This window comes from Pontibacter sp. GD13 (assembly GCF_058216355.1).
Map to the genome: position 1 here is coordinate 325665 of NZ_JBYZMQ010000002.1, position 21736 is coordinate 347400.

Sequence of the window (21736 nt, forward strand, 5' to 3'; positions counted from 1 at the left end):
TCCGCCACACTATATTTCAGCATACACCAGCAACTTAAAGATGCAGGGCAAACTGCATTTAAACTGCGCTGAGGTCCATTTACTAACTACTTTCTGCTTTAGGCCGTAGATAAGGGTATGTTTAACTAAATGATTGACAATGAAATACACTTTATACAAAACACTGGCACCTGCTTTCATGGTATTGTTTTTAGCAGCAACTACCAGTTGCTCTGTACTATCGGGAGGAGGCAATGTATCGAACGACCCACAGGTGATGGCGCAGCAGGAGCGCGTAGATGACTTAAAGCGCGACCTGAAAGAAGCGGAACGGATTGCTGAAGAAGCCAAGCAACGCGAGAAAGCAGCGCAGAACAGGCTGAAAGCGGCAGAACACGAATTAAAGGCCCTGGAAGAGCAGGCCAAACGCAGAAACAGTTACTAGAAGTAACAATTACCAATAGCCATAAAAAAACAGAAGGACCCCCGCCAAGGAGCCCTTCTGATATGTGAAAAGTATAATAGAACGTTTATGTAGAATTTACTTTTCAACTTTTAGCCATGTGTATTTACGGCGTTGGCAAAGGTAGGGTTTCTGAAAACCTGAAAATAAGTGCAATTATTTTTCAAAGGCCTTAAAGCTGGATAAATACCCTAAATAGTTGGCTAAAAGCATGATAAATTGATATTTTGCAGCTGTTTATGAAAGCTGTACTTGTTAAAACCGAAACACTAGAACACAAAAAAGCCCTGCACATGGTGCAAGGCTTTTCTGGTGAATGACTTTATAGTTAAAACTAAGCGCGCTTAACGTTAACCGCGTTCAGTCCTCTTCTGCCTTCCTGAAGCTCAAAAGTAACCTCGTCATTTTCTCTGATCTCATCTACTAGTCCAGATACGTGTACGAAATACTCCTGATCTGAATCTGCCTCTTTAATGAATCCGAATCCTTTAGAATCATTGAAGAATTTTACTGTTCCTTTGTTCATCTTGATATAATTGTTTTGCACTTATGACACTTGTCGATGTAAAAGTGTTCATTTTATTTTAATAAAAAAATTTATTTTCGGATATCTTCTGCAAATGCTGAAATAATCCTGAAAAGTGCTGTCTCAAGTTCTATCGGCGCAGGAAGTCGAGCAGTTCGCTGTTAAGCTGTTCCTTGTGCGTCACAAACAATCCGTGCGGCCCGCCTTTGATCACTACGTATTTATTTTCCCGTATCTTTTTAGATGATTGCGCACTACTTGTTTCGATGGGTACGATCTGGTCGGCGTCGCCGTGCACGATGAGCGTGGGTACGCGCACCTTGGGCAGTTCGGGCCTGAAATCGGTGTTGGCCCAGGCCTTGGCTGTTTCGATGGTGGCCCTCGGCGAGGCATTTGCGGCAATGCTCCAGTCGTAGTGCAAAGCTTTTTCGCTTACTTTATCCTTGTTATCGGAGTAGCTGTAGAACAGTTTGCCAAACTCGCCCAGAAACGTTACGCGCTCTGTTTGAAGGGAATTCATAATGTCGTTCAGTTTCTCTTTGGGCACACCGTCGGGGTTATCCTCTGTTTTTTTCACGATCGGGATAACCGAGCTGATCAGCACTGCCTTTGCGATCCGTTCGTCGCCATACGTGGAGAGGTAGCGCACCACCTCGCCGCCGCCCATCGAAAAGCCCACCAGCACGCAGTCCCAGAGGTCCAGTTGCCTGATAAGCGCCTGCAGGTCGCGGGCCAGTGAGTTGTAGTCATAATTGTTCCAGGGCCTTGATGAGTCGCCGAAACCACGTCTGTCGTAGGTAATGCACCTAAAGCCTGCCTCTACCAAAGTGGCAACCTGGTGCTCCCACATTTTATGGCTCAGCGGCCAGCCGTGTATCAGGATCACCGGTTGGCCCGTTCCATAATCCTGGTAGTTGAGGTAAATGTTTTCTCCTTTCTGCAAGTCGTCTGTTTTAATAAATGGCATGTTTATAAGTTTGTTTTGTTTAAATTTTATAGTGTACGTAATCCGGGTGCATGCCTGTTGCCAGATTATTGTAAAGGAAGCGTGAAACGAAAAGGGCAGAGCACTGCTTGTTAGCGAAAAACAGGAAAAGGGGAGGGGTTTGCAAAATCAGGCTGGCCCTAAAAGCAGAAAAGCCTTGCACTGGGTGCAAAGCTTTTCTGGTGAATGACTTTATAGTTAAACCTAACCGCGCTTTACATTAACCGCGTTCAGTCCTCTTCTGCCTTCCTGAAGCTCAAAAGTAACCTCGTCGTTCTCTCTGATCTCATGTACTAGTCCAGATACGTGTACGAAATACTCCTGATCTGAATCTGCCTCTTTAATGAATCCGAATCCTTTGGTGTCATTGAAGAATTTTACTGTTCCTTTGTTCATCTTACTATAATTGTTATGCCATTATGACGTTTGTGGCTGCAAAATTGTTCATTTTAATCGACTTTCAACGCTTTAATTAACGCAATTATTTCTTCCAGCCCATAAAAGTGGCCCTGTTGGCCTGTAGGTCGCTTTATGCTGCTGCTTTTTTTTAAGTTACCCTGTCAAAGACCAGTTTAATTTTCAATAGTGGCTTTATCCGGCCTTTCAGGCAGCTATCGGAACGATATCGGGTTATTTTAAGCCTTTTTATGTTGTTTGTACAGGCGGTTAAAAAATCTTTATAAAAAAAATGGAGTATAGTAAAAACATATATAATTATTGTATGTTTAAATAGTAACAATGCTAAATTAAAACAGTATAATTACGTATAAATACTTATATTATAAGTATAAAATCTCATTATTCTGCCTGCTTTATTTACTCACGTTCCATTTCACCTCTTGTCGGCAACTTGTTCGCGCACTATTTACCCCTTAATTTTTGAACCCATATTACTAAGATGAATGATGTAGGAAGCATGGAGAAGTATCGCGATTACATGAAAATTGAGATAGAGCCCGCTTGCAAAATGGTTTGCTCGGAGTGGCTACGAAAATTAGAGACGGAAGAATACCAGGAGAGTTTGCTTTATTTGCAGCAGCTGATAGAACAGCAGAACCTGGAGCGTTGGCTGATACATGCCGTAACGTTTACACAGCCTGATATGAGCAGCCAGAAGTGGGCGATTGACGATCTGTTGGTGGTACTGCAAAAAACACAGCTACGCAAAATTGCCGTTGTGCTCACGGGCGATCATTTCCTGCACATGCTAAGCGACAGCATGATTAAAAAAATATACCGCAAGTATGGCACCAAGATCCTGCTGGAATGTTTTACCAGGATAGAGCATGCCCGCCACTGGTTACTCGAGAACGATGAGGTGCCACAGGAGTTGTGCGAATAGGCATGCGCCTTGGTTGCATAAAAGGCAAAAACAGAGAAGCCCGGCACTTGTGCCGGGCTTCTCTGTTTTTGGAGAGCGTATGGATAAATTAAGCGCGCTTCACGTTAATCGCGTTTAACCCCTTTTTTCCTTCCTGTAGTTCAAATGTAACCCTGTCGTTCTCTCTGATCTCATCGATCAGGCCTGAAGCGTGCACAAAGTATTCCTGATTTGAATTGTCGTCTTTAATGAACCCGAATCCTTTGGTCTCATTATAGAATTTTACTGTTCCGTTATTCATAATGGTTATTTTGTTTTGTACTGAAGACGTAAAAAAGGGAAAAATTGTTCGTGTAACATTTCAAATATAATGATTTTTATAAAAAAACTGCCAAAAAAATCATGAAAAAGATGTGATCATGTCGTTAAGCAACAGGTGCATTACTTCCCTTTTACACCCGGGTAAGTTGTTCTACGTAATAAGTAAACTGATTTGGCCTTACCTGATGAAAACACATGGAGCAAGATACCAGCTATTTAACGACGAAGGTGCTGAAATCGCACAAGCTGATTTACAGTAAGATTCTGCGTCCGGTAAGCCACGAGGAATACAAGGCAGCCATGCTTGCTATCTTTGATCAGATACAGCGCCTACACCTCGAAAATTGGGTAATGGACTCCACCGCCAGTATTTTTACGATGCAGGATCAGAAATGGTCTGTTGAGCAATTGGGACTGCTGTTGCAAGCCACGCCAATAAAAAAGGTGGCCATGGTTCGGCAAGAAGATGCGATGCTGCAAGTGGTGGCCGAAGCGATGCGGACTAAAATTTACCGCATTTTCGGAGATAACAAGGTGCTGGAGCATTTTAAAACCCTGGAAGAAGCCCTCCGGTTTTTAGTGCCTGCCGGTAAAGCAGATGCGCTGGTGCACAGCATCTGCGCCGGAGAAAGCAAAAATTAGGTAAGTGAATAAAGCGGAATGACTTAAAAGCCATATATTTAGCTCAAGTTGCGATTAACCCACGCCTGATGCCTCCGTGTAGGGGAATGACTAGCACGAATAAAATTCTGCTCCACGGAGGGGTTAGGGGTGGGTACACACATGCAAAATATATGATATCGCGCAATTTGAGATATTCAAGCAAAATTTGCTCAACATGCACCAACCGGAAAATCCTTCTACAGTAAAACTGCCGCCATCGGACATCGCGCAGCAGATACAGCAAAAAATAACCGAGATAGCCGCAGTGGCTGATAGCCTGCCTGGCGTGGTCATCATCCACAACCTGCAGGAAGAGCTTTCTGTAATGTATCTATCGCCGAGGGGGGCGCGGTTACTGGGTGTGTCGCTGGATGAGATCAAAGCCCTGGGAAGCGAATACAACTACAGATTCTTTAACCAGGAGGATGCAAAAGACTACGTGCCCAAGGTATTCGACCTGATCAGGCGCAACGACAGCAACGAGGTGATCTCCTTTTTCCAGCAGGTGCGCACCCTGGAGAACCCCGTGTACACCTGGTATTTCAGTACCATGAAGATACTGCTGCGCGATGATGCCGGCTTACCCCTGCTTAGTGTTACCATGGCCTCACCAGTCGACCCCTTGCACCACGTGACAAATAAAGTGGCCAGGTTGCTGGAGGAGAATAATTTTCTGCGTCAGAATTTTCAGAAGTTCAGAAAGCTTTCCGAGAGGGAACAGGAGATACTCCGCCAGTTGGCTTTGGGGAAAAGCGCCGCGGAAACAGCCGACGAACTCTTTATCTCAGACGCCACCGTAGAGACACATCGTCGGAATATAAAGAAGAAACTCGGCACCAGCTCTTATTTTGAGCTGACACAGTATGCACGGGCATTCGACCTGGTTTAAATCAAACGCGCCACAAACTGCTATTTATCCGGATTACTATCTGATTTGCTCACCATGGCCATCAGACTGGACAGTAACATGGATGAGTGTACCAAAGGGGAAACAGCATCTAGTAATTTCTTCATAAGGGGGTAAAGCATTAATTTCATAAGGCTGAATTTAGGTGCGGTACGGGCAGTTTCTTAAACCAGGACTCCTTTCAAATAAGCCCAGCTGATCAATTCGAAAACATGGTTCACTTCCAGTTTTCGCTGTAAACAGTCCAGCGTAGTTTCTACAGATTCTTCACTAACGTGTAATTTCTCTCCAATTTGCCGCGAGGTGTATCCATCGGCCATGAAGGCAATTACCTTACATTCAATTCTTTTCAGGGTGTGTAATTTTGTAACCATGGTCAAAATTTAGTTGTGAAAAGGTACAAGGAATGCTTTCAATATTTATAGTTACGAAACTATAAGCAGAAGTGCAAGCAAGCAATACCCACTTTTGGTTATTTTTTGTGTATAGGGTGTTTATTTACACAGGGGTTTGTGTAGGGAAAGCGGTTACTGCGGTGTTTAGCTTAATTTTAGGGTTCTGTGCGCAGACAGAGTTTCTCTGTAAAAAGGCTTATACAATCTAATAAATAAATTCGGGGCCCTTGTTACGGAATGAGTTTTCAAATGATATGCTCCTTAAAAAAGGGAATCCGGCTTCTATAAATATGCGTCAGAAACTGGCTGACAGGTGCAATTTCTTTCAAACAAAAATTGCACATTAACGATGCTATCCAAGTGCTGTACTGCCCGTTATACTTTGTTCTGATTCAGCCTGGTTAGTAATCTGGCTTTTGGTTCAGGTAAATATTTTGTACTTTTGCATTTCGGTACAAAAATTATACTTGATGGCAGTGTACCTTCATCGCCACAAGATCTACTATTAATCAATCGCATGCATACAGATAACGTCGCTATCCTGGGCGCAGGAAACCTGGGTAAAGCCATAGCAGAAGGACTTTTGAGCAACGGACAGTACGAGCCGGAAAACTTATACGTGACCAGAAGAAACACCAAGTCTTTACAAAGCCTTAAAGACAGGGGCTTACAGGTAACCAGCGACAACAGCCTGGCTGTAAAAAACTGCCGTTACATTATGCTGTGCGTACAGCCGGCGCAACTGGAGAATGTTCTGAAAGGCATTCTTCCTTACCTTGAGCCGGAAAAGCATGTGCTTTTGAGCGTGATCGCTGGTATCACCATCCAGAACATCCAGGACCTGGCAGGCGATTTCGCCATTGTGCGGAGTATGCCGAACACTGCCATCGCAGTACATCAATCCATGGCGTGCCTGGCCTTTAATGAGAAGGCCGCCAGCGTGGAAGAGCAGGTGAAGGAGATATTCAACTGCCTGGGCGAAACGCTTGTGATAGAGGAGGAACTGATGGCGGGTGCCACTGTACTTTGCTCCAGCGGCATAGCTTTTAACATGCGCTTTATCCGGGCCGTGACACAAGGAGGCATACAGCTCGGCCTGGATGCCGAGGACGCCCAGAAAATTGCGGTGCAGGTAAGCAAAGGAGCCTCTACCTTGCTCACCATCAATAAGTCGCATCCGGAGCAGGAGATTGATAAGGTGACCACCCCGGAAGGCTGCACCATTACCGGACTGAACGAGATGGAACACCAGGGCCTGAGTTCTGCCGTCATCAAAGGATTGGTCGAATCTTACAAACGCATCCTGGACCTGAAGGCGCAACGTGAAAAAGAAGCGGTGTAAGTCCACTGCTAATACAGTAGATAACTTACCCACTTCTGTGTAACTTGTGTGCCGTGCTAGCGTGGTTTTCTTTTAATTCCGCGGGTGGGCGGTGCCGTTAAGGGGTCTTCGGGCCAATGGTGCTTTGGGTAGCGCCCCCGCAGGTCTTTGCGCACCGCAAAATACCCGGCATTCCAGAAGCTGCGCAGGTCGCGGGTAACCTGTACCGGGCGCGAGGCGGGGGAGAGCAGATGCAGGAGCAAAGGCGTTTTTCCTCCTCCTATCCGCGGCGTATCCAGTAAACCGAACACCTCCTGCAGGCGCACGGCGAGTACCGGTACCATGGGGTCTGTATAATCCAGGGCGATTCGGGATCCGCTGGGCACCTCGAAATGGGTGGGGGCTAGCCGGTCCATTTCCTGTCGCTTTTCCCAGCTCAGGTTCGCCAGTAACATTTCTTTCCAGTCCAGTTTGGCCACCTGCTCCAGGGAGCGCAAGCCCTGCAGAAAGGGGCCCAACCAACTTGCCATATTTTCACTCAGGGCCGCATCCGAAACATCTGGCCAGGTGTCGGGGTCCAGGGCGTGCAGGTAGGCGAGTCGCTGGCGGGTGCGTACCGCATCCTCTGACCAGGGCAGGCGTGCAATGCCTTTTTCCTGCAGCACCTGCAGGAGCACGGTTGCCATTTGTGCAGGGTCGGGGTCAGGGAGCATTTTCTCTTCCAGCAAAAGGGCGCCTATACTTGTAAACTTCCGGGCAACGATGCGCGCTGTGGCAGCATCCCAGTACACTTCCTGTTTTTCCTCAAGCTGCTCCGAAAAGTACTCCAGCAGCTCTGTTTTCGAGATGGGGGCAGCCAACAGCACTCGCGGTTGCTTGCCCAGGTCGAGGTGGGCGATGCCGTAAAAAGCCGCCTCCCCGAAAAGCTCGGTGGGCAGGCTGGCTTTACGGCCTGTAACCAGGCGCACGCGCCCGGAATGCTCCCGCTGCGCCAGGCGGTCGGGGTAGGCCAGTGCCGTTAAAATGCCTGCGTGTTCCGGTGCCAGCTGCGTGCCCTTTTCCCGTATGCGCTGGCGCAGGTGCTGCGCTTGCTCCCGCACCCTTCGCAAGGTGTTTTCATCAACAGTATAGCCCGGTACAGCGGGTCTTTTCCCAGCCAGCAGTTCCAGGCGCACCTGCAGGTCAGGTTGTTCGTTTCCCCAAGTGGCTTGCAGGGGTTTTAAAATGTCTTTTTCGGAGAGCAGGGCAGCCAGCGCGCAAGCCGTTGCCCCCTGGCCCATGCGCTGCCCGCAGAGCACGAGGTGACCCAGGCGCGGGGGCAGGCCAAGGGGAGCCAGTGCTTTCCCGTGCGCCGTGGGCTTGCCTTGGGCATCCAGTGCCTGCAGGCGCATCAGCAGGTCGTTGGCCAGACTAAGGGCGGCGGCAGGAGGCGTATCCAGCCAGGCCAGGTCACTTACCTGTTTCACACCCCAGAGGGCTAGCTCCAGCGCCAGTCCTGTGAGGTCGGCCTCGCAGATCTCGGGTGTCTGGCGCTCCGGCAGCTGCAGCTGGTCGGCAGCAGACCACAATCGGTAGCAGGTGCCCGGCGCAAGCCGGCCGGCACGGCCACGCCGCTGGTCGGCGGCGGCTTTTGAAACGGGCACGGTGGCGAGGGTGGTGAGGCCGGTGCGGGGAATGAATTCCGGAACACGCGCATAGCCGCCATCAATCACCAGCGTTACACCCTCAATGGTTAAGCTGGTTTCGGCAATGCTGGTGGCCAGCACGATCTTGCGCCGCCCGGCAGGGGCCGGTTGGATAGCGGCAATTTGTTTGGCCAGAGGCAGGTCGCCGTGCAGCAGGTGAAGATCGGTGGTCGGGGCAAGGTGCCCCTCCAGTTTTTGCGCTACCCGCCGCATCTCGCCCATGCCTGGCAAAAAGACCAGCATATCGCCGGTGGGGTGCAGTTGCAGTGCCTGCCGGATGGCTTTTGGTACCAGGTTATCCAGGCGCTGGCTTGGCCACTTTCCGGCTGCGGCCACTTCTGAGGCACTGCTATAATGTGTATCGACAGGGTATTGCCGGCCGGCGCTGCGCACCACCGGGGCCTGCAGCCATTGCCCGACTGAAGTGGCATCGAGGGTGGCGCTCATCACCAGCAGGCGCAGGTCCGGGCGCAGTACTGCCTGCGCGTCCAACGCCAGCGCAAGCCCGACATCAGCCTGCAGGCTGCGCTCATGAAACTCATCGAAGATAACGGCAGCTATGCCTTCCAGGGTGGGGTCTTCCTGCAGCAAACGGGTCAGGATGCCTTCGGTGACCACCTCTATCCGGGTTTTGGCAGAAACCACATGCTCCATCCGGATCCAATAGCCCACTGTCTGGCCGAGCGGCTCCCCCAGTAGGTCGGCCATGCGCTGTGCGGCTGCCCGGGTTGCGAGCCTGCGGGGTTCCAGCACCAGTATCTTTCCGTCATGCCGCCAATCGGCTTGCAGCAAGGCTAACGGCACCAGGGTGGTTTTACCGGCACCAGGTGGCGCCTCCAGCACCGCGCGGGTATGGGTTTGGAGCGCTGCCAACAGTTCGGGCAGCGCCTCGGTTACCGGCAGCAGGGGTAACGCAGGAACAAGAGGAGTAGGGGAGGACATCGGACCAAAGTTCCGCATTCTGTTTGAGATTTCAGAACAAGTACCAGTACTGAATTTTACTGGCTTCGCTTACACAGGCCGGAGAGAATCTCATAAGAGCGCACCCGTGCCTGGTGGTCGTAAATATGTGAGGTCACCATCAGCTCATCCACCTGTGTCTCGTCAACAAACGCCTGCAGCCCTGTTTGTACCGTTTCCGGACTGCCAATGTAAGCGTAGCGCAGCATCTGGTGCACGGCATATTTTTCAGAAGCATCCCATGAACTGTCCAGGTCATCGGTTGGGGGTTGCATCTGCCTGGCTGTCCCCCGAATCACATTCAGAAAGGAAGTATAAAGGGTGGAAGAGAGTTTTTGAGCGGCGGCATCCGTATCGGCGGCCACCACGTTTACCCCTGCCATGGCGTAAGGTGCCTGCAGGAACTCGGATGGCTTGAATGTTTCGCGGTATAATTTTAAGGCCAAATGCAGGCTGTGCGGCGCAAAGTGGCTGGCGAAGGCAAAAGGCAGGCCCAGCATACCGGCCAACTGGGCGCTGTAGGTGCTCGAGCCCAGGAGCCAGACAGGGATGTTGAGCCCTTCGCCGGGCACGGCCCTCACTTTTGTCTTTTCTTTGGGCGCCAGGTAATGCAGCAGCTCCGCCAGGTTCTCCGGGAAGTCGTTACCTGCCCCCAGCGCGTCGCGTCGGAGGGCCTGGGCTGTTACCTGGTCGGTACCAGGCGCGCGGCCCAGGCCCAGGTCAATGCGGTTGGGGTATAGCGAGGCCAGCGTGCCAAATTGCTCTGCCACCACCAGCGGGGCATGGTTAGGCAGCATCACGCCACCGGAGCCCACCCTGATCCGGGAGGTGCCGCCGGCAATGTAACCGATCAAAACGGAGGTGGCTGAGCTGGCAATGCCGGCCATGTTGTGGTGCTCGGCCATCCAGTACCGGTTGTAGCCGAAACGCTCCGTGCTGCGGGCCAGATCCAGGCTGTTTTTAAAGGCCTCTGCCGCGGTTTTGCCCTCCAGAATAGGCACCAGATCCAGCACGGAGATGGGCGTGTTCCTCAGATTTTTTCCTGTGGCAGCGGTATTATTATGTAGATTTTCCATGTGGTTTGTAATGGGTGTCACACTATACGCAAACCGGGAACAGCTTGTGAAAACTGTTCCCGGTACTTGGTTTAACGCAGGCGTAAAGGATTAACAGCAGCCGTCAGGGCCGCAGCTGGCACCCTCGGTCTGAATTTGCTGTAGGGCCGGGGCCACTTCCTGGAACACGTTCAGGAAGGTGTCGGCTGGTTGTGCGCCACTAACCAGGAACTTATCGTTGATGACAAAAGCGGGTACGCCTGTAATGCCCGCCGAATGGGCGAAATTCTCCATATCGCGCACTTCGGAGCGGCCTTCCTCACCTTCGAAAAACCCTTCCAGCCGCTCAGCCGGAATACCGTTCGCCACGCCAATGCGGGTCAGCACAGCCGGGTCGTTCATGTTCAGGCCATCTTTAAAATAACTGCTGAAAAGCGCATTGGCCACTGCCAGCTGTACGCCGCATTCCCCGGCCAGCCAGATGAGCCTGTGTCCGTTAAAAGTATTGTTCACGGTCATGTTGGGCGAGAAGTTGAACTGGAGCCCTTCGGCAGCGCCGTTTTCAGCCATGTTCCGGTCCATCTCCCCAATCTTAGGAAGTATGGCCTCGCCGTAGTTCTTCTTAAAGTATTCCTCGCGGGTGAGCCCGTTCTCCGGAATGCTTGCGTTCAGTTCGAATGGTTTGAATGCGATGTCAAAATCATACTTACTGTCTGCGGCCGCCATGGCTTTTTTTAACCGGCTCTCACCGATCCAGCACCAGGGGCAGTTGATATCTGAGATGATGTCTATTTTTATTCTTTGCTTTTTCATGTTTATCAGTTAAAGGGTTCTATTGTACCAGGAACAGTTTTTCTTTTGTGCGCCGAACCTTTGGCAAGCTGGCCAGCCAGTCGCTTTCCGCATCGCGGTAGCCCAGTGGCATCAGCGTGACGCTGCGCAGGCCTTTTTCCTTCAGGTTCAAAAGCTCGTCCAAAGCGGCGCTGTCAAATCCCTCCATGGGGGTGGCATCCACCTTTTCGGAGGCTGCGGCTAACAGTCCTGTGCCAAAGGCGATATACGCCTGTCGGGCTGCCCAGTTAAAGTTCTGCTCCTGCGTATTGTTTTCGGCGATCTTTAACAGGGTGTTCTTAAAGTCGACGAGGCTGGCTTCGGGAGTGCCTCTAACAGCGGCTGTATGCTGGATGTATTCTTCAATATGGGCCGGGGTAATGTCATCCCAGGCGGCAAACACCAGCAGGTGTGAACTTTCGGCTATCTGTGGCTGGTTCATCGCAATAGGCCTGATCTTTTTCTTCAGTTCCTCATCCGCTATCACCAAAACAGTATAAGGCTGCAGGCCCATAGAGGAAGGGGCCAGGCGAATGGCTTCCAGTATGATGTTTAGTTTATCGGCGGGCACTTTCTGGCCGTTCATTCTTTTGGAGGCGTAGCGCCATTCCAGTGACTGTAGTACGTTCATGGTAGGTAAACATGTTTTTGGTTAGTAACGTTTCATTACTAGGTTACTTTTAGTAACTCAAAATTATTTATTATCTTTGACACTGGCAAGGGGGCACCCCATAAGTACTTAGGCACATGAGCGTAACTAAAGCTGAAAACCAACGCATTGCGATCAGGAAAAAAATTGAGCAGGTGCTCATCGCGTCTCCTGCAGTGGACCAGTGCTGCCCGGTGAAGGACATCCTTGCCCGCTTCGGGGATAAGTGGTCCATTTACGCCATCCTGACCCTGGGGAAGGAGGAAAAACTGCGCTTCAACGAGTTGAAGGGGCTGATAACCGGCATATCGCAGCGCATGCTAACCGTTACGCTACGGGCCCTGGAGGAAGATGGGTTGGTGAGCAGAACGCTGTATCCGGAAATTCCGCCCCGGGTGGAGTACACGCTGACGCCCCTGGGGCAGAGCCTTTTGCTGCAGTTGCTAGAACTGGCAGACTGGGCGAAGCTGAACATCGGTCATATTCTGAAGGCGCGTGAGCGTTACACTAAAAAAGAAGTGAATAGCTGACAGCTTCGGTAAAAAAGCTTTTACTTTGCAACACATGCACCTAAACATCGCCTCAATAAATTCAGGGAGTAACGGCAACTGCTACTATGTGGGCAACCACAGGGAGGCCGTGCTAGTGGATGTGGGGATCTCCTGCCGCGAAACGGAGCGGCGCATGTTGCGTTTAGGCCTTTCGATGCAAATGGTGAAGGCGATTTTTATCTCGCACGAACACTCCGACCATATTCGCGGCCTGCAGGTGCTGGCTAAAAAGTATAGGCTGCCCGTGTATATTACGGCGGGCACCCGGCACAACTCCCGCTTAGATCTGAGCGGGGTGCGCACGATACCATTCCTGGCAGAGGAAGCCATACAGATCGGCGCGCTTTCCGTGTTACCCTTTTCAAAACTGCACGACGCCTGTGACCCGCACAGTTTCAGTATCACGGGTAACGGGCTAACCGTGGGCGTATTTACCGATATAGGCGCGCCCTGCCAGAACCTCGTCCGCCACTTCAGCCGCTGCCACGCTGCTTTTCTAGAGGCTAACTACGACGATGACCTGCTGGAGCGCGGGCGTTACCCATACCACCTGAAAAACCGCATCAGGGGAGGCAGAGGCCATTTGTCGAACCGGCAGGCGCTGGCACTTTTCACGGCCTGCAAGCCACCCTTTATGAGCCACCTGCTCCTGTCGCATCTATCCAAAGATAATAATTGCCCTGAGCTGGTAAATGCCCTTTTCACGGCCCATGCCGATGCCACACAGGTTGTGGTGGCTTCGCGTTACCAGGAGTCGGCAGTGTACCGGATAACTGCTGGTAATCAGGTTGGCCCGCATAGCATACCTGCACCCAACCTGGAGAAGTATAAGCTTGTTTATGAGGAGCAAGTCAATCCGCCCTTAAAATCCGGCACGCAGCTCCAGTTGTTTTAAGCCGTTGCCAGCTGTTAAGTGGCAACAGGTTACAACTGGCATTCTTAAATCCCCTTAACCTTTCCTTTTTTGCATTCCGGTGCTTCCTGATCCCTTTCCTGCCTGGTAAGGGAGGAAAAAGCTGTGTGGTTTTGCATCCGTGTAAACCATTACGAGTGGTTAAAGTATAAAGGTGATGTTATAAATGGAGCTATCCTTTTCGTAAACAACAAACATCACATGGAAATAAAAACATCCCCTGGCAGTCCTTTTCCCCTCGGGGCTACCTGGGACGGTAAAGGGACAAATTTTGCATTGACTGCCGGCCATGCCACTGGTGTGGAACTATGTCTTTTTTCTGATGAGGCGCAGGATAAAGCCGCTGCCAGCATTAAATTAACAGAGCGTTCGCACCAGGTATGGCACATCTACCTGCATAATGTTAAACCCGGACAGCTGTACGGTTATAGGGTGGACGGCCCTTTTGATCCGAAGAACGGGCATCGCTTTAACCGCCATAAGCTTCTGATCGATCCTTACGCCAAAGCGATATCAGGAACCATTCGCTGGCACGACGCTCTGTTTGGCTATAAAGTAGGGGACCCGGAGCAGGACCTGAGCTTTAGCAAGCTGGATAGCGCGCCTTATATCCCCAAATCTGTGGTGATCGATACCTCCTTTGACTGGGAGGATGACCAAAAGCCTTCCATACCTTATTATAAGTCTATTATTTACGAGGCACATGTAAAAGGCTTTACCATGCTGCACCCCGAGATACCCGAGGAAATTCGGGGCAGTTATGCCGCCCTGGGGCACCCGGTCACGCTGAAATACTTAAAGAACCTGGGCATCACGGCCATTGAGCTCATGCCTGTGCATCACTTTGTAACGGATCGGTACCTGGAAGAAAAGGGCCTGACCAATTACTGGGGCTACAACACCATCGGCTTTTTCGCGCCGGATGTGCGCTTCTCAAGCAGCGGGGTGATGGGCGAGCAGGTAGTGGAGTTTAAGCAGATGGTAAAAGCGCTGCACAAAGCCGGGATCGAGGTGATTCTGGATGTGGTCTACAACCATACCGCCGAGGGCAACCACATGGGGCCCACGCTCTCTTTCCGGGGGGTGGACAATGCCTCTTATTACAGGCTGACGGATGAATGCCGGTATTACATGGACTACACCGGAACCGGTAACACCCTGAACACCATGCAACCCATGGTACTCCGGCTTATCATGGACAGCTTGCGCTATTGGATACTGGAAATGCACGTGGACGGGTTTCGGTTTGACCTGGCCTCCGCATTGGCCAGAGAGCTGCATGCCGTGGATAAACTGAGCGCGTTTTTCGATATTATTTACCAGGACCCGGTTATCTCGCAAGTAAAGCTGATAGCGGAGCCCTGGGATGTGGGGGAAGGCGGCTACCAGGTGGGGGGCTTCCCGCCCGGATGGACGGAGTGGAACGGCAAGTACCGGGATTGCATCCGGGATTACTGGCGGGGTTCAGACAGTATGCTGGCAGAGTTTGCCGAGCGCTTCACGGGCAGTTCAGACCTGTACCAGGATAACTTCCGGAGGCCGACGGCCAGTATCAATTTTGTAACCGCCCATGATGGCTTTACCCTAAACGACCTGGTTTCTTATAATGAGAAACATAACATGGAGAACGGGGAGGATAACCAAGATGGGGATAACCACAACCGCTCCTGGAACTGTGGGGTGGAAGGCATCACGGATGACCCTGAGGTTATACAGTTGCGCAACAAGCAAAAGCGGAATCTTCTGACGACCTTGTTTCTTTCGCAGGGCGTCCCTATGCTGGTGGCCGGCGATGAGCTTGGACGCACACAGCTGGGCAATAACAATGCCTATTGCCAGGACAACGAGATTTCCTGGATCAACTGGGGAAACGTGGATAAGGACCTGCTGGCTTTCACCCGCAAACTCATTCACCTGGCAAAAAAACATCCTGTCTTCAGTCGCAAACGCTGGTTCCAGGGCTTACCCATTAAAGGAGCAACCGTAGAGGACATTGCCTGGTTTTTGCCGGAAGGAACTGAAATGACAGAAGAAAACTGGGATCATGACTTTGCAAAATCGCTGGGTGTGTTTTTGAACGGGCACGGCATTCATGCACAAGGCTCTGGTGAGATTGTGGCCGATGATAGTTTTTATGTGATTTTCAATGCGCATTATGAGCCACTCAATTATAAGCTGCCGCCTAAAAAGTATGGCACCACATGGACCAAAATACTGGATACCGCCGAAGAGAATGCTATCGGGGAGCAGGGAACCTTTAGCGCGGGAGCCTCTATCCTGGTTGACAGCAGGTCGGTTGTGCTGTTACAGCATCCCGGAATCTCTAAAAGAACCTCGTAAATAAAAAATAATTTGCGAGGCGATTGATTTGTAAGTTTCTGTTTTTCAATAAGGTATAGTTGATATTTATTTTTTGGCCACGGACTGAGCACTTCATTCAAGCATGATTTATCAGAAGATGGCACGGATTTGGAATACCAGCCAGTATAACAAACAATATCTTTTGAATTAAAGAAAAATATTATGAAAAAGGTAACTAACATTCTGACATTGATCTTGGTAATGGCCTTTGCGTTCAGCTTCTCTGCCCAGGCGCAGAAAAAATGGAGCCCGCAGGCAAAAGGCGCTGTAATAGGAACGGCCACAGGTGCCGCCGCTGGTGCTGTAATACACAAGCGTAACCGCGTGGTGGGTGGCGTTGTAGGTGGTGTAGTTGGCGGTGGAGCCGGTTATGCGATCGGAAAGCACATCGACAACAAACAAAAAGAAAAAGAAGCAGAGCGAATTGCCGCCATTAATAGAGCGGAAGCCAACCGCGCAGCCAGTGAGAGAGCTGCCGCCGGTAAATCGGCCACGCACAGACACGATACCGGAGCGCAGTCGACTAACAAAACGGCATTACCAGTGCAGAGCAGACAGGTAGCTGAAACCAATTACCCTACTGCCGCTGCCTATGCCTACACCAGCGCGCAGGACCCTATCATGAGTATAGCACTGCTGCCGAACAACGATTACGGTGACCCAACCAAACCATACTATACTTCAGAATACCGAAGAAAAAGCTGGTAACTATCTTTACCTGTACCATAAAAAGCCCCGGGTACATGTATCCGGGGCTTTTAAATTTGTTAACCTGCCGCATAGGCGCTAGAAGTATGTTTTAATTAACACATATGATTATGAGAGCTTTACTAGTATTACTTGCATTTGCGTTGGTCTTAACCTCTTGTGTAAATAACAGCGAGGGCGAGACGGTTCAGGAGTTGAACCAGCAGTTTATCAGTGCCTGGAATTCAAAGAATGGCGACAAAGTTATTTCATACCTGGCTGATGATGTACATTTCCTGCAGGGAGAGATCCATTTTCAGGGAAAGTCTGAAGTAGCCGATAAATGGGTACGCGAGACGATGGGCACGATCACGGATCTAAAGACAAACGTAGTGAGTTCGGGTTCCAGCGAAGGCATTGCCTACGAAGCGGGCACATTCTCTGTGGATGTGTTGCCAGCCGGACCAGACCAACCCGGCGGAATGGGCGAGGGCAACTTTGTGCTGCTCTGGAAAAAAGCGGCGGATGGTACCTGGAAGCTCCATTACGCACAACTGGAGGACTTGCCGGTTCAGGCCAGAAATATGTAAGATAAGTTTTTGAATTAAATGGTTGAAAGCCGCCCTGAATAAGGGCGGCTTTTTGCATATCAGCTATTTTCAGCATAGCATCAATGTTAGCTTAAAAAAAGGATTTTATAAGAGCGGCAACATAAAAGTTGCCTTATTTAATCATTATACTCTAACTAATAAGCATTAGAGAAGCAAGGCATCAATGCGATGGGCTTGAACCAGTTGCTCGCAAGTAGACCAGGAGAAAATGGTAAAACGCCCATCCTGGGAGGCAACCAGGGCGGTAGCATTTTGCTGGTCGTGTACAAACTGTGCCGCCGACAAGTGTCGGGTGCCTCCTGTCCGGGTCGGATGGCTTACCGTCGCCTTAGTTCCTGCTATAGGTTCCGAAGACCGGATGGAGGTTATTGGCGGCATGCCTTCACGGCGCCCTATTTTTGCGCCAAACGCCAGCAAGTGATAAGTGTCTGTGATAATGGTGGCCCCATCGATGGCCGTGAGCCCGGCCAGGCTATCAATCTCGCGCTGCAACTGATTCTGCCATTGAAGCTGGTCCGTTTCCGCACTGTCTCTTTTCAAGATAATGGCCAGCCCGGAAAAGGCGGGCTGAATGGGGTAGGAAACAGGTTGTAGAATAGACTCCTGCCAGTCATTTGTGAGGGTGGGCACTACCAGCAAGGTACCGCCATGCCCATGGGCGCGCATCGAAACTGCCATTTGCACCAGTGGGTTCAATGGTTCTTTATCAGGGCTTGAGTTGGCATTACCAAGCAGGCTGTTCAGGAGATGCGGGCAATCAGGGAGACGCATATTTCTTTCATCCACTACTTTCACCTCGTCCCCTTTCAGCACAGCCACATTCACGAATTTGCCAAAACCTTCGATCCTGCGGTGCTTGATAACCAATAAGCCCGGCTCCGGCACATCAATCACAAAACAAAAGCTTGGAATCGTTCGGGTCGTTCCCCAAACATATAGCGCGTCATCCTGGTACCAAACACCTACATGAATGCCCGGCCTCTCTACGCCAGGGCCTATCTTGGTGAGTATCTGTGCGGTGAAAGGTAAAGGATGTTCAAATAACATAGGCTGTTGCGCATGGTCTGGTGGGAGCAGGGCTAACGAGATCTTTGGCGAGCGACCTTCTTCATGCCGCAGACTCGTCCAGAATGCAGTATCTATTACAGCCTCTATGAGTGCAGCCTCAGGTGCCGTAGAAAGTGTGTTGATACCCGCGTTTTTTGCCTCTTGGATGTGGTGAGCAAAGTGTTGCTCTAGTACATGCGACACTGTCTTTGCAGCCTGGTACGTAACGTTACGGTTGAATTTCATGTAGAAGCTATCTGTTTCAGAACTAGTTCTTGCTACTTCATCAAAACGCCTGGACACCTAAAATTGTTTGTGATGTGGCCAAGAGGCTGTTCCGCAGCTCGGTCTGCTTGTTAGGCACCTATTGCGTAAAAGGCATGGGGCGGAAAATTTCACGCATGTATTTTATTAAAGATGTAACCCCGGAAGTGGCACACCCCTGCAAATCGGATGAAGAGGGCCTATTGCGCAATAAATAATGTGGCGGGTCTGGTTAAAAAATGGTCTAGATGATTTTTATTCTTAATTTAAGGGTTTACAGGAAGATTAGAGGCAAGGGGGCTGTTTTCCTGAATAGCTTTTAGTGGACTGTAAACCAAAATACAACATTAGCTTTTCCGTTATGAGAAAAATTTACGCTTTCATTAATTTGTACCTGCTGTTTTTCCTCAGTGCTACAGCAGTAGGGCAAGTGGTTACCACCATCCCCGAGTTCCCGACGGCAAACAAGGAAGTCACGATCATTTTCGACGTATCCAAGGCAAAGGACTCCAGGGCTGCCGGCTTACTGGGCAAAACTGCGGATGTTTACCTGTGGTCGGGCGCGGGCACAACGCCCGCAAGCAACGCCTTTGAGTACCAGCCCACCGGCCAGACTGATTTCTCGAAGCCTTTTGAACCGGGCAAAATGACCTCGCTGGGCAATAACAGGTGGCAGATAAAAATCACGCCCCGGCAATATTTCAATGTTCCGGCAAACAAGAACATCGTGAAGTTAGGCGTATTGCTTAAAAGCGGAAACGGGCAGGCACAAACAGAGGATATTATCCTGACGATCTACAGTGACGCCCTGAACGCCTCGTTTAAGAACCCTGTAGAGCAAAGTTTTTTTGTAAATGCCAACACCAGCATAGCGGTGGAGGGCAGTGCTTCGGCGCCTGCCAACCTGACCCTTCGCCAGGGTGCCACCGTGCTGGCCACAGAACAGAACAGCACGACACTTACCTACAGCCTGAATGCCGGAGCAGAAGCCGGGGTTCGGAAAATGGTTGTTTTCGAGGCTCAAACCACTTCGGAAGCTGCTGCCGATACTTTTTATTATACTGTAAAACCAACTCCAACGGTAGCGGCGCTCCCGGCTGGTATAAAAGATGGCGTGAACTATACAAGCGCCACCAGTGCCACGCTTTCGTTGTTTGCCCCTTATAAAGAGTTTGTGTATGTGATCGGGGAGTTCAACAACTGGCAACCCACTGCCGCTTATCTGATGAAGCGCACCCCCGATGGCACGCGCTACTGGCTGGAACTTAATAATTTGCCGGCAGGGCAGGAGGTGGCCTATCAGTACCTTGTGAACGGTACGCTTCCGGTGGCAGACCCCTACACGCACAAAATTCTGGACCCAAATAACGACAAATTCCTGACTGCCGCTAATTACCCGGATCTGAAACCTTATCCGACCGGGGCGAGTGGCATTGTGTCGCTGTTGCAAACCAACCAGCAGGCGTATACCTGGCAGGTGCCCGATTTTAACAGACCGGACCCCAAGCGGCTTGTGGTGTATGAATTGCTGGTGCGCGACTTTGTGGCTACCCGAAACTATAAAACCTTAACAGACACGCTTTCCTACTTTAAGCGGCTCGGGATAAATGCCATTGAGTTAATGCCGGTTATGGAGTTCTCTGGAAACGACTCCTGGGGCTACAATCCCATCTTTTACTTCGCTCCGGATAAGGCCTACGGAACGGCCCGCGACCTGAAGATTTTCATCGACGCCTGCCACCGGAACGGGATCGCCGTAATACTGGACATCGTGCTGAACCAGGCCGATTACGAGTTTCCGTATGTGAAAATGTACTGGGATGGCTCTAAACCCTCTGCTGACAATCCTTTTTTCAATCAGCAGGCCACCCATCCGTTCAGTGTTTTCTTCGATTTTAACCACGAAAGTGCAGCAACAGAAAAGTTTGTGCAGCGCGTGACCAGTTTCTGGTTGCAGGAATACAATGTGGATGGTTTCCGTTTTGACCTCTCCAAAGGATTTACACAAAAAAATACCGGCAACGACGTAGGGGCATTTGGCGCCTACGATGCCAGCCGAATCGAGAACCTGAAGCGGATTTATGATGAGGTAAAGACCATTGAGCCTACTGCCTATGTCATTATGGAGCATTTTGCCGATAACAGCGAAGAAAAAGAGCTTTCGGATTATGGCATGCTGCTTTGGGGAAACTCAAATTTTGACTATCGGAAGGCGGCAAAAGGGGAGTCAGCAAACCTAGACTGGATTTCTTACAAGAAAAGGGGTTGGCAGCAACCGCATGTGCTGGGTTATATTGAGAGCCATGATGAAGAGCGCCTGGTGTACGATGTGATGCAGAATGGCTTGTCGTCGGGTTCGTACAACACGCGCACCTTGCCCACCGCACTCAACAGGGCTAAGTTGGCAGCTGCTTTTTCGCTTTTGGTGCCGGGTCCTAAAATGATATGGCAGTTTGGCGAGCTGGGCTACGATGTGCCGATTGATTTTAACGGCAGGACAGGCGCTAAACCCTTACATTGGGAATACCAGAACGACGCTGAACGAAAAAAACTATTCAGTGTCTATGCAGAGCTTATCAAACTGAAAACCTCGAGGCCCGTTTTTGTTACCTCCGATTATAGCCTTGCATTTGACGGCATGGTGAAGCGTATGATTTTATCGGATGCGGGCAATACGGTGTTTATGATTGGCAACTTTGATGTGCGCAAACTGACCCAGGAAGCCAAATTTCCTTTCGTGGGGAAGTGGTACGACTACTTTACCGGAGAGGCTGTAACGGTGACAGACCCATTGGAGCAAATAGTGCTGCAACCGGGTGAGTTCCGCCTGTTCACTACCCTACAGCTTCCTACGCCCCAGCCGGGATTACTGCCCTGGCAAAATGTCGCCTTGTCAGCTGAAGATGATTTAGCGGCGGTGTCCACCTTTGTTTATCCAAACCCTTCGGATGGCATTTCCCGCCTGGAGATCAAGAACAACTATAGGGGCAAGGTAACCCTTAAACTGACTGACCTGGCCGGACGCAACCTGCGCACCGATGTGATCACAAAGCAGGATGAGCTGCTGGAACATACGCTGGATTACCGTACTTTAAAGGCTGGTCTTTATTTGTTACAGGTTGAAATAGGGCAGGGTAAAACCGTTAAGCGACTTTTAAAGGCAGATTAACATGCTCAGTTTTGTCCGCCACTGTTCGGGCAGAAGTATACTGGGAGAGGGCCATGCTATAAATATATGCTG

General features: G+C 50.4%; 21 protein-coding genes. 11 read left to right on the plus strand and 10 right to left on the minus strand.

All coding sequences use genetic code 11. From position 1 onward, the window contains the following. Positions 1-139 precede the first annotated feature (139 nt). Positions 140-424 carry a hypothetical protein gene (locus AC4BAN_RS05075; RefSeq protein WP_490563292.1) on the plus strand — a complete coding sequence of 95 codons (285 nt, stop codon included), beginning with the start codon at positions 140-142 and terminating at the stop codon, positions 422-424. Between the two features lie 352 nt (positions 425-776). Here AC4BAN_RS05075 and AC4BAN_RS05080 read toward each other — a convergent pair whose 3' ends face one another. The 3 genes from AC4BAN_RS05080 to AC4BAN_RS05090 form a co-directional block, all read right to left on the minus strand. Further along, a complete protein-coding gene (locus tag AC4BAN_RS05080) occupies positions 777-968 on the minus strand; it encodes a cold-shock protein (RefSeq protein ID WP_490563554.1) in 192 nt (63 codons plus the stop codon). A 130-nt stretch (positions 969-1098) separates the two neighbouring features. Beyond that, positions 1099-1935: an alpha/beta fold hydrolase gene (locus tag AC4BAN_RS05085; RefSeq protein WP_490563293.1), complete on the minus strand. Its 837-nt coding sequence runs from the start codon at positions 1933-1935 to the stop codon at positions 1099-1101. A 222-nt stretch (positions 1936-2157) separates the two neighbouring features. Further along, positions 2158-2349 (minus strand): cold-shock protein, encoded by a 192-nt coding sequence (locus AC4BAN_RS05090; RefSeq protein ID WP_490563294.1) that lies wholly within the window; start codon positions 2347-2349, stop codon positions 2158-2160. 502 nt (positions 2350-2851) lie between these two features. Between AC4BAN_RS05090 and AC4BAN_RS05095 the strand changes: the two genes are divergently transcribed. Next, a complete protein-coding gene (locus AC4BAN_RS05095; protein WP_490563295.1) occupies positions 2852-3295 on the plus strand; it encodes a hypothetical protein in 444 nt (147 codons plus the stop codon). Positions 3296-3383: 88 nt separating this feature from the next. Here the strand turns inward: AC4BAN_RS05095 and AC4BAN_RS05100 are convergent, their stop codons facing one another. Continuing rightward, positions 3384-3575 (minus strand): cold-shock protein, encoded by a 192-nt coding sequence (locus AC4BAN_RS05100; RefSeq protein ID WP_490563296.1) that lies wholly within the window; start codon positions 3573-3575, stop codon positions 3384-3386. 215 nt (positions 3576-3790) lie between these two features. Between AC4BAN_RS05100 and AC4BAN_RS05105 the strand changes: the two genes are divergently transcribed. Together AC4BAN_RS05105 and AC4BAN_RS05110 are read left to right on the plus strand one after the other, a co-directional pair. Continuing rightward, positions 3791-4237: a hypothetical protein gene (locus AC4BAN_RS05105; protein ID WP_490563297.1), complete on the plus strand. Its 447-nt coding sequence runs from the start codon at positions 3791-3793 to the stop codon at positions 4235-4237. 196 nt (positions 4238-4433) lie between these two features. Continuing rightward, the gene (locus AC4BAN_RS05110; RefSeq protein WP_490563298.1) at positions 4434-5147 is read left to right on the plus strand and encodes a LuxR C-terminal-related transcriptional regulator; all 714 of its coding nucleotides are present in this window, start codon (positions 4434-4436) and stop codon (positions 5145-5147) included. 182 nt (positions 5148-5329) lie between these two features. Here the strand turns inward: AC4BAN_RS05110 and AC4BAN_RS05115 are convergent, their stop codons facing one another. Next, on the minus strand, positions 5330-5539 hold the full coding sequence (locus AC4BAN_RS05115; protein WP_490563299.1) for a helix-turn-helix transcriptional regulator: 210 nt from the start codon (positions 5537-5539) through the stop codon (positions 5330-5332). Between the two features lie 538 nt (positions 5540-6077). Here AC4BAN_RS05115 and proC point away from each other — a divergent pair. Beyond that, positions 6078-6902: a pyrroline-5-carboxylate reductase gene (gene proC / locus AC4BAN_RS05120; RefSeq protein WP_490563300.1), complete on the plus strand. Its 825-nt coding sequence runs from the start codon at positions 6078-6080 to the stop codon at positions 6900-6902. Positions 6903-6958: 56 nt separating this feature from the next. Here proC and hrpB read toward each other — a convergent pair whose 3' ends face one another. The 4 genes from hrpB to AC4BAN_RS05140 all read right to left on the minus strand — a co-directional run bounded on the left by hrpB (position 6959) and on the right by AC4BAN_RS05140 (position 12043). Next, complete coding sequence (hrpB, locus tag AC4BAN_RS05125) at positions 6959-9526, minus strand: ATP-dependent helicase HrpB (RefSeq protein WP_490563301.1); 2568 nt, start codon at positions 9524-9526, stop codon at positions 6959-6961. Between the two features lie 38 nt (positions 9527-9564). Then, positions 9565-10602: an LLM class flavin-dependent oxidoreductase gene (locus tag AC4BAN_RS05130; protein ID WP_490563302.1), complete on the minus strand. Its 1038-nt coding sequence runs from the start codon at positions 10600-10602 to the stop codon at positions 9565-9567. A gap of 90 nt (positions 10603-10692) precedes the next feature. Beyond that, on the minus strand, positions 10693-11394 hold the full coding sequence (locus AC4BAN_RS05135) for a DsbA family oxidoreductase (protein ID WP_490563303.1): 702 nt from the start codon (positions 11392-11394) through the stop codon (positions 10693-10695). A gap of 19 nt (positions 11395-11413) precedes the next feature. Beyond that, on the minus strand, positions 11414-12043 hold the full coding sequence (locus AC4BAN_RS05140; protein WP_490563304.1) for a nitroreductase family protein: 630 nt from the start codon (positions 12041-12043) through the stop codon (positions 11414-11416). 116 nt (positions 12044-12159) lie between these two features. Here AC4BAN_RS05140 and AC4BAN_RS05145 point away from each other — a divergent pair, with 116 nt between their 5' ends. The 5 genes from AC4BAN_RS05145 (at position 12160) to AC4BAN_RS05165 (ending at position 17163) form a co-directional block, all read left to right on the plus strand. Beyond that, the gene (locus tag AC4BAN_RS05145; RefSeq protein WP_490563305.1) at positions 12160-12591 is read left to right on the plus strand and encodes a winged helix-turn-helix transcriptional regulator; all 432 of its coding nucleotides are present in this window, start codon (positions 12160-12162) and stop codon (positions 12589-12591) included. Between the two features lie 34 nt (positions 12592-12625). Further along, positions 12626-13507, plus strand: a complete 882-nt coding sequence (locus AC4BAN_RS05150; protein ID WP_490563306.1) for an MBL fold metallo-hydrolase — start codon at positions 12626-12628, stop codon at positions 13505-13507. A 219-nt stretch (positions 13508-13726) separates the two neighbouring features. Then, positions 13727-15865 carry a glycogen debranching protein GlgX gene (gene glgX, locus AC4BAN_RS05155; protein ID WP_490563307.1) on the plus strand — a complete coding sequence of 713 codons (2139 nt, stop codon included), beginning with the start codon at positions 13727-13729 and terminating at the stop codon, positions 15863-15865. A 183-nt stretch (positions 15866-16048) separates the two neighbouring features. Next, positions 16049-16594, plus strand: a complete 546-nt coding sequence (locus AC4BAN_RS05160) for a YMGG-like glycine zipper-containing protein (protein WP_490563308.1) — start codon at positions 16049-16051, stop codon at positions 16592-16594. 110 nt (positions 16595-16704) lie between these two features. Beyond that, positions 16705-17163 carry a YybH family protein gene (locus AC4BAN_RS05165; RefSeq protein WP_490563309.1) on the plus strand — a complete coding sequence of 153 codons (459 nt, stop codon included), beginning with the start codon at positions 16705-16707 and terminating at the stop codon, positions 17161-17163. 165 nt (positions 17164-17328) lie between these two features. On the opposite strand, the gene AC4BAN_RS05170 is transcribed toward AC4BAN_RS05165, so the two are convergent. After that, complete coding sequence (locus AC4BAN_RS05170) at positions 17329-18477, minus strand: putative sensor domain DACNV-containing protein (protein WP_490563310.1); 1149 nt, start codon at positions 18475-18477, stop codon at positions 17329-17331. 379 nt (positions 18478-18856) lie between these two features. Between AC4BAN_RS05170 and AC4BAN_RS05175 the strand changes: the two genes are divergently transcribed. Next, on the plus strand, positions 18857-21664 hold the full coding sequence (locus AC4BAN_RS05175; protein ID WP_490563311.1) for an alpha-amylase family glycosyl hydrolase: 2808 nt from the start codon (positions 18857-18859) through the stop codon (positions 21662-21664). Positions 21665-21736: the final 72 nt, after the last annotated feature.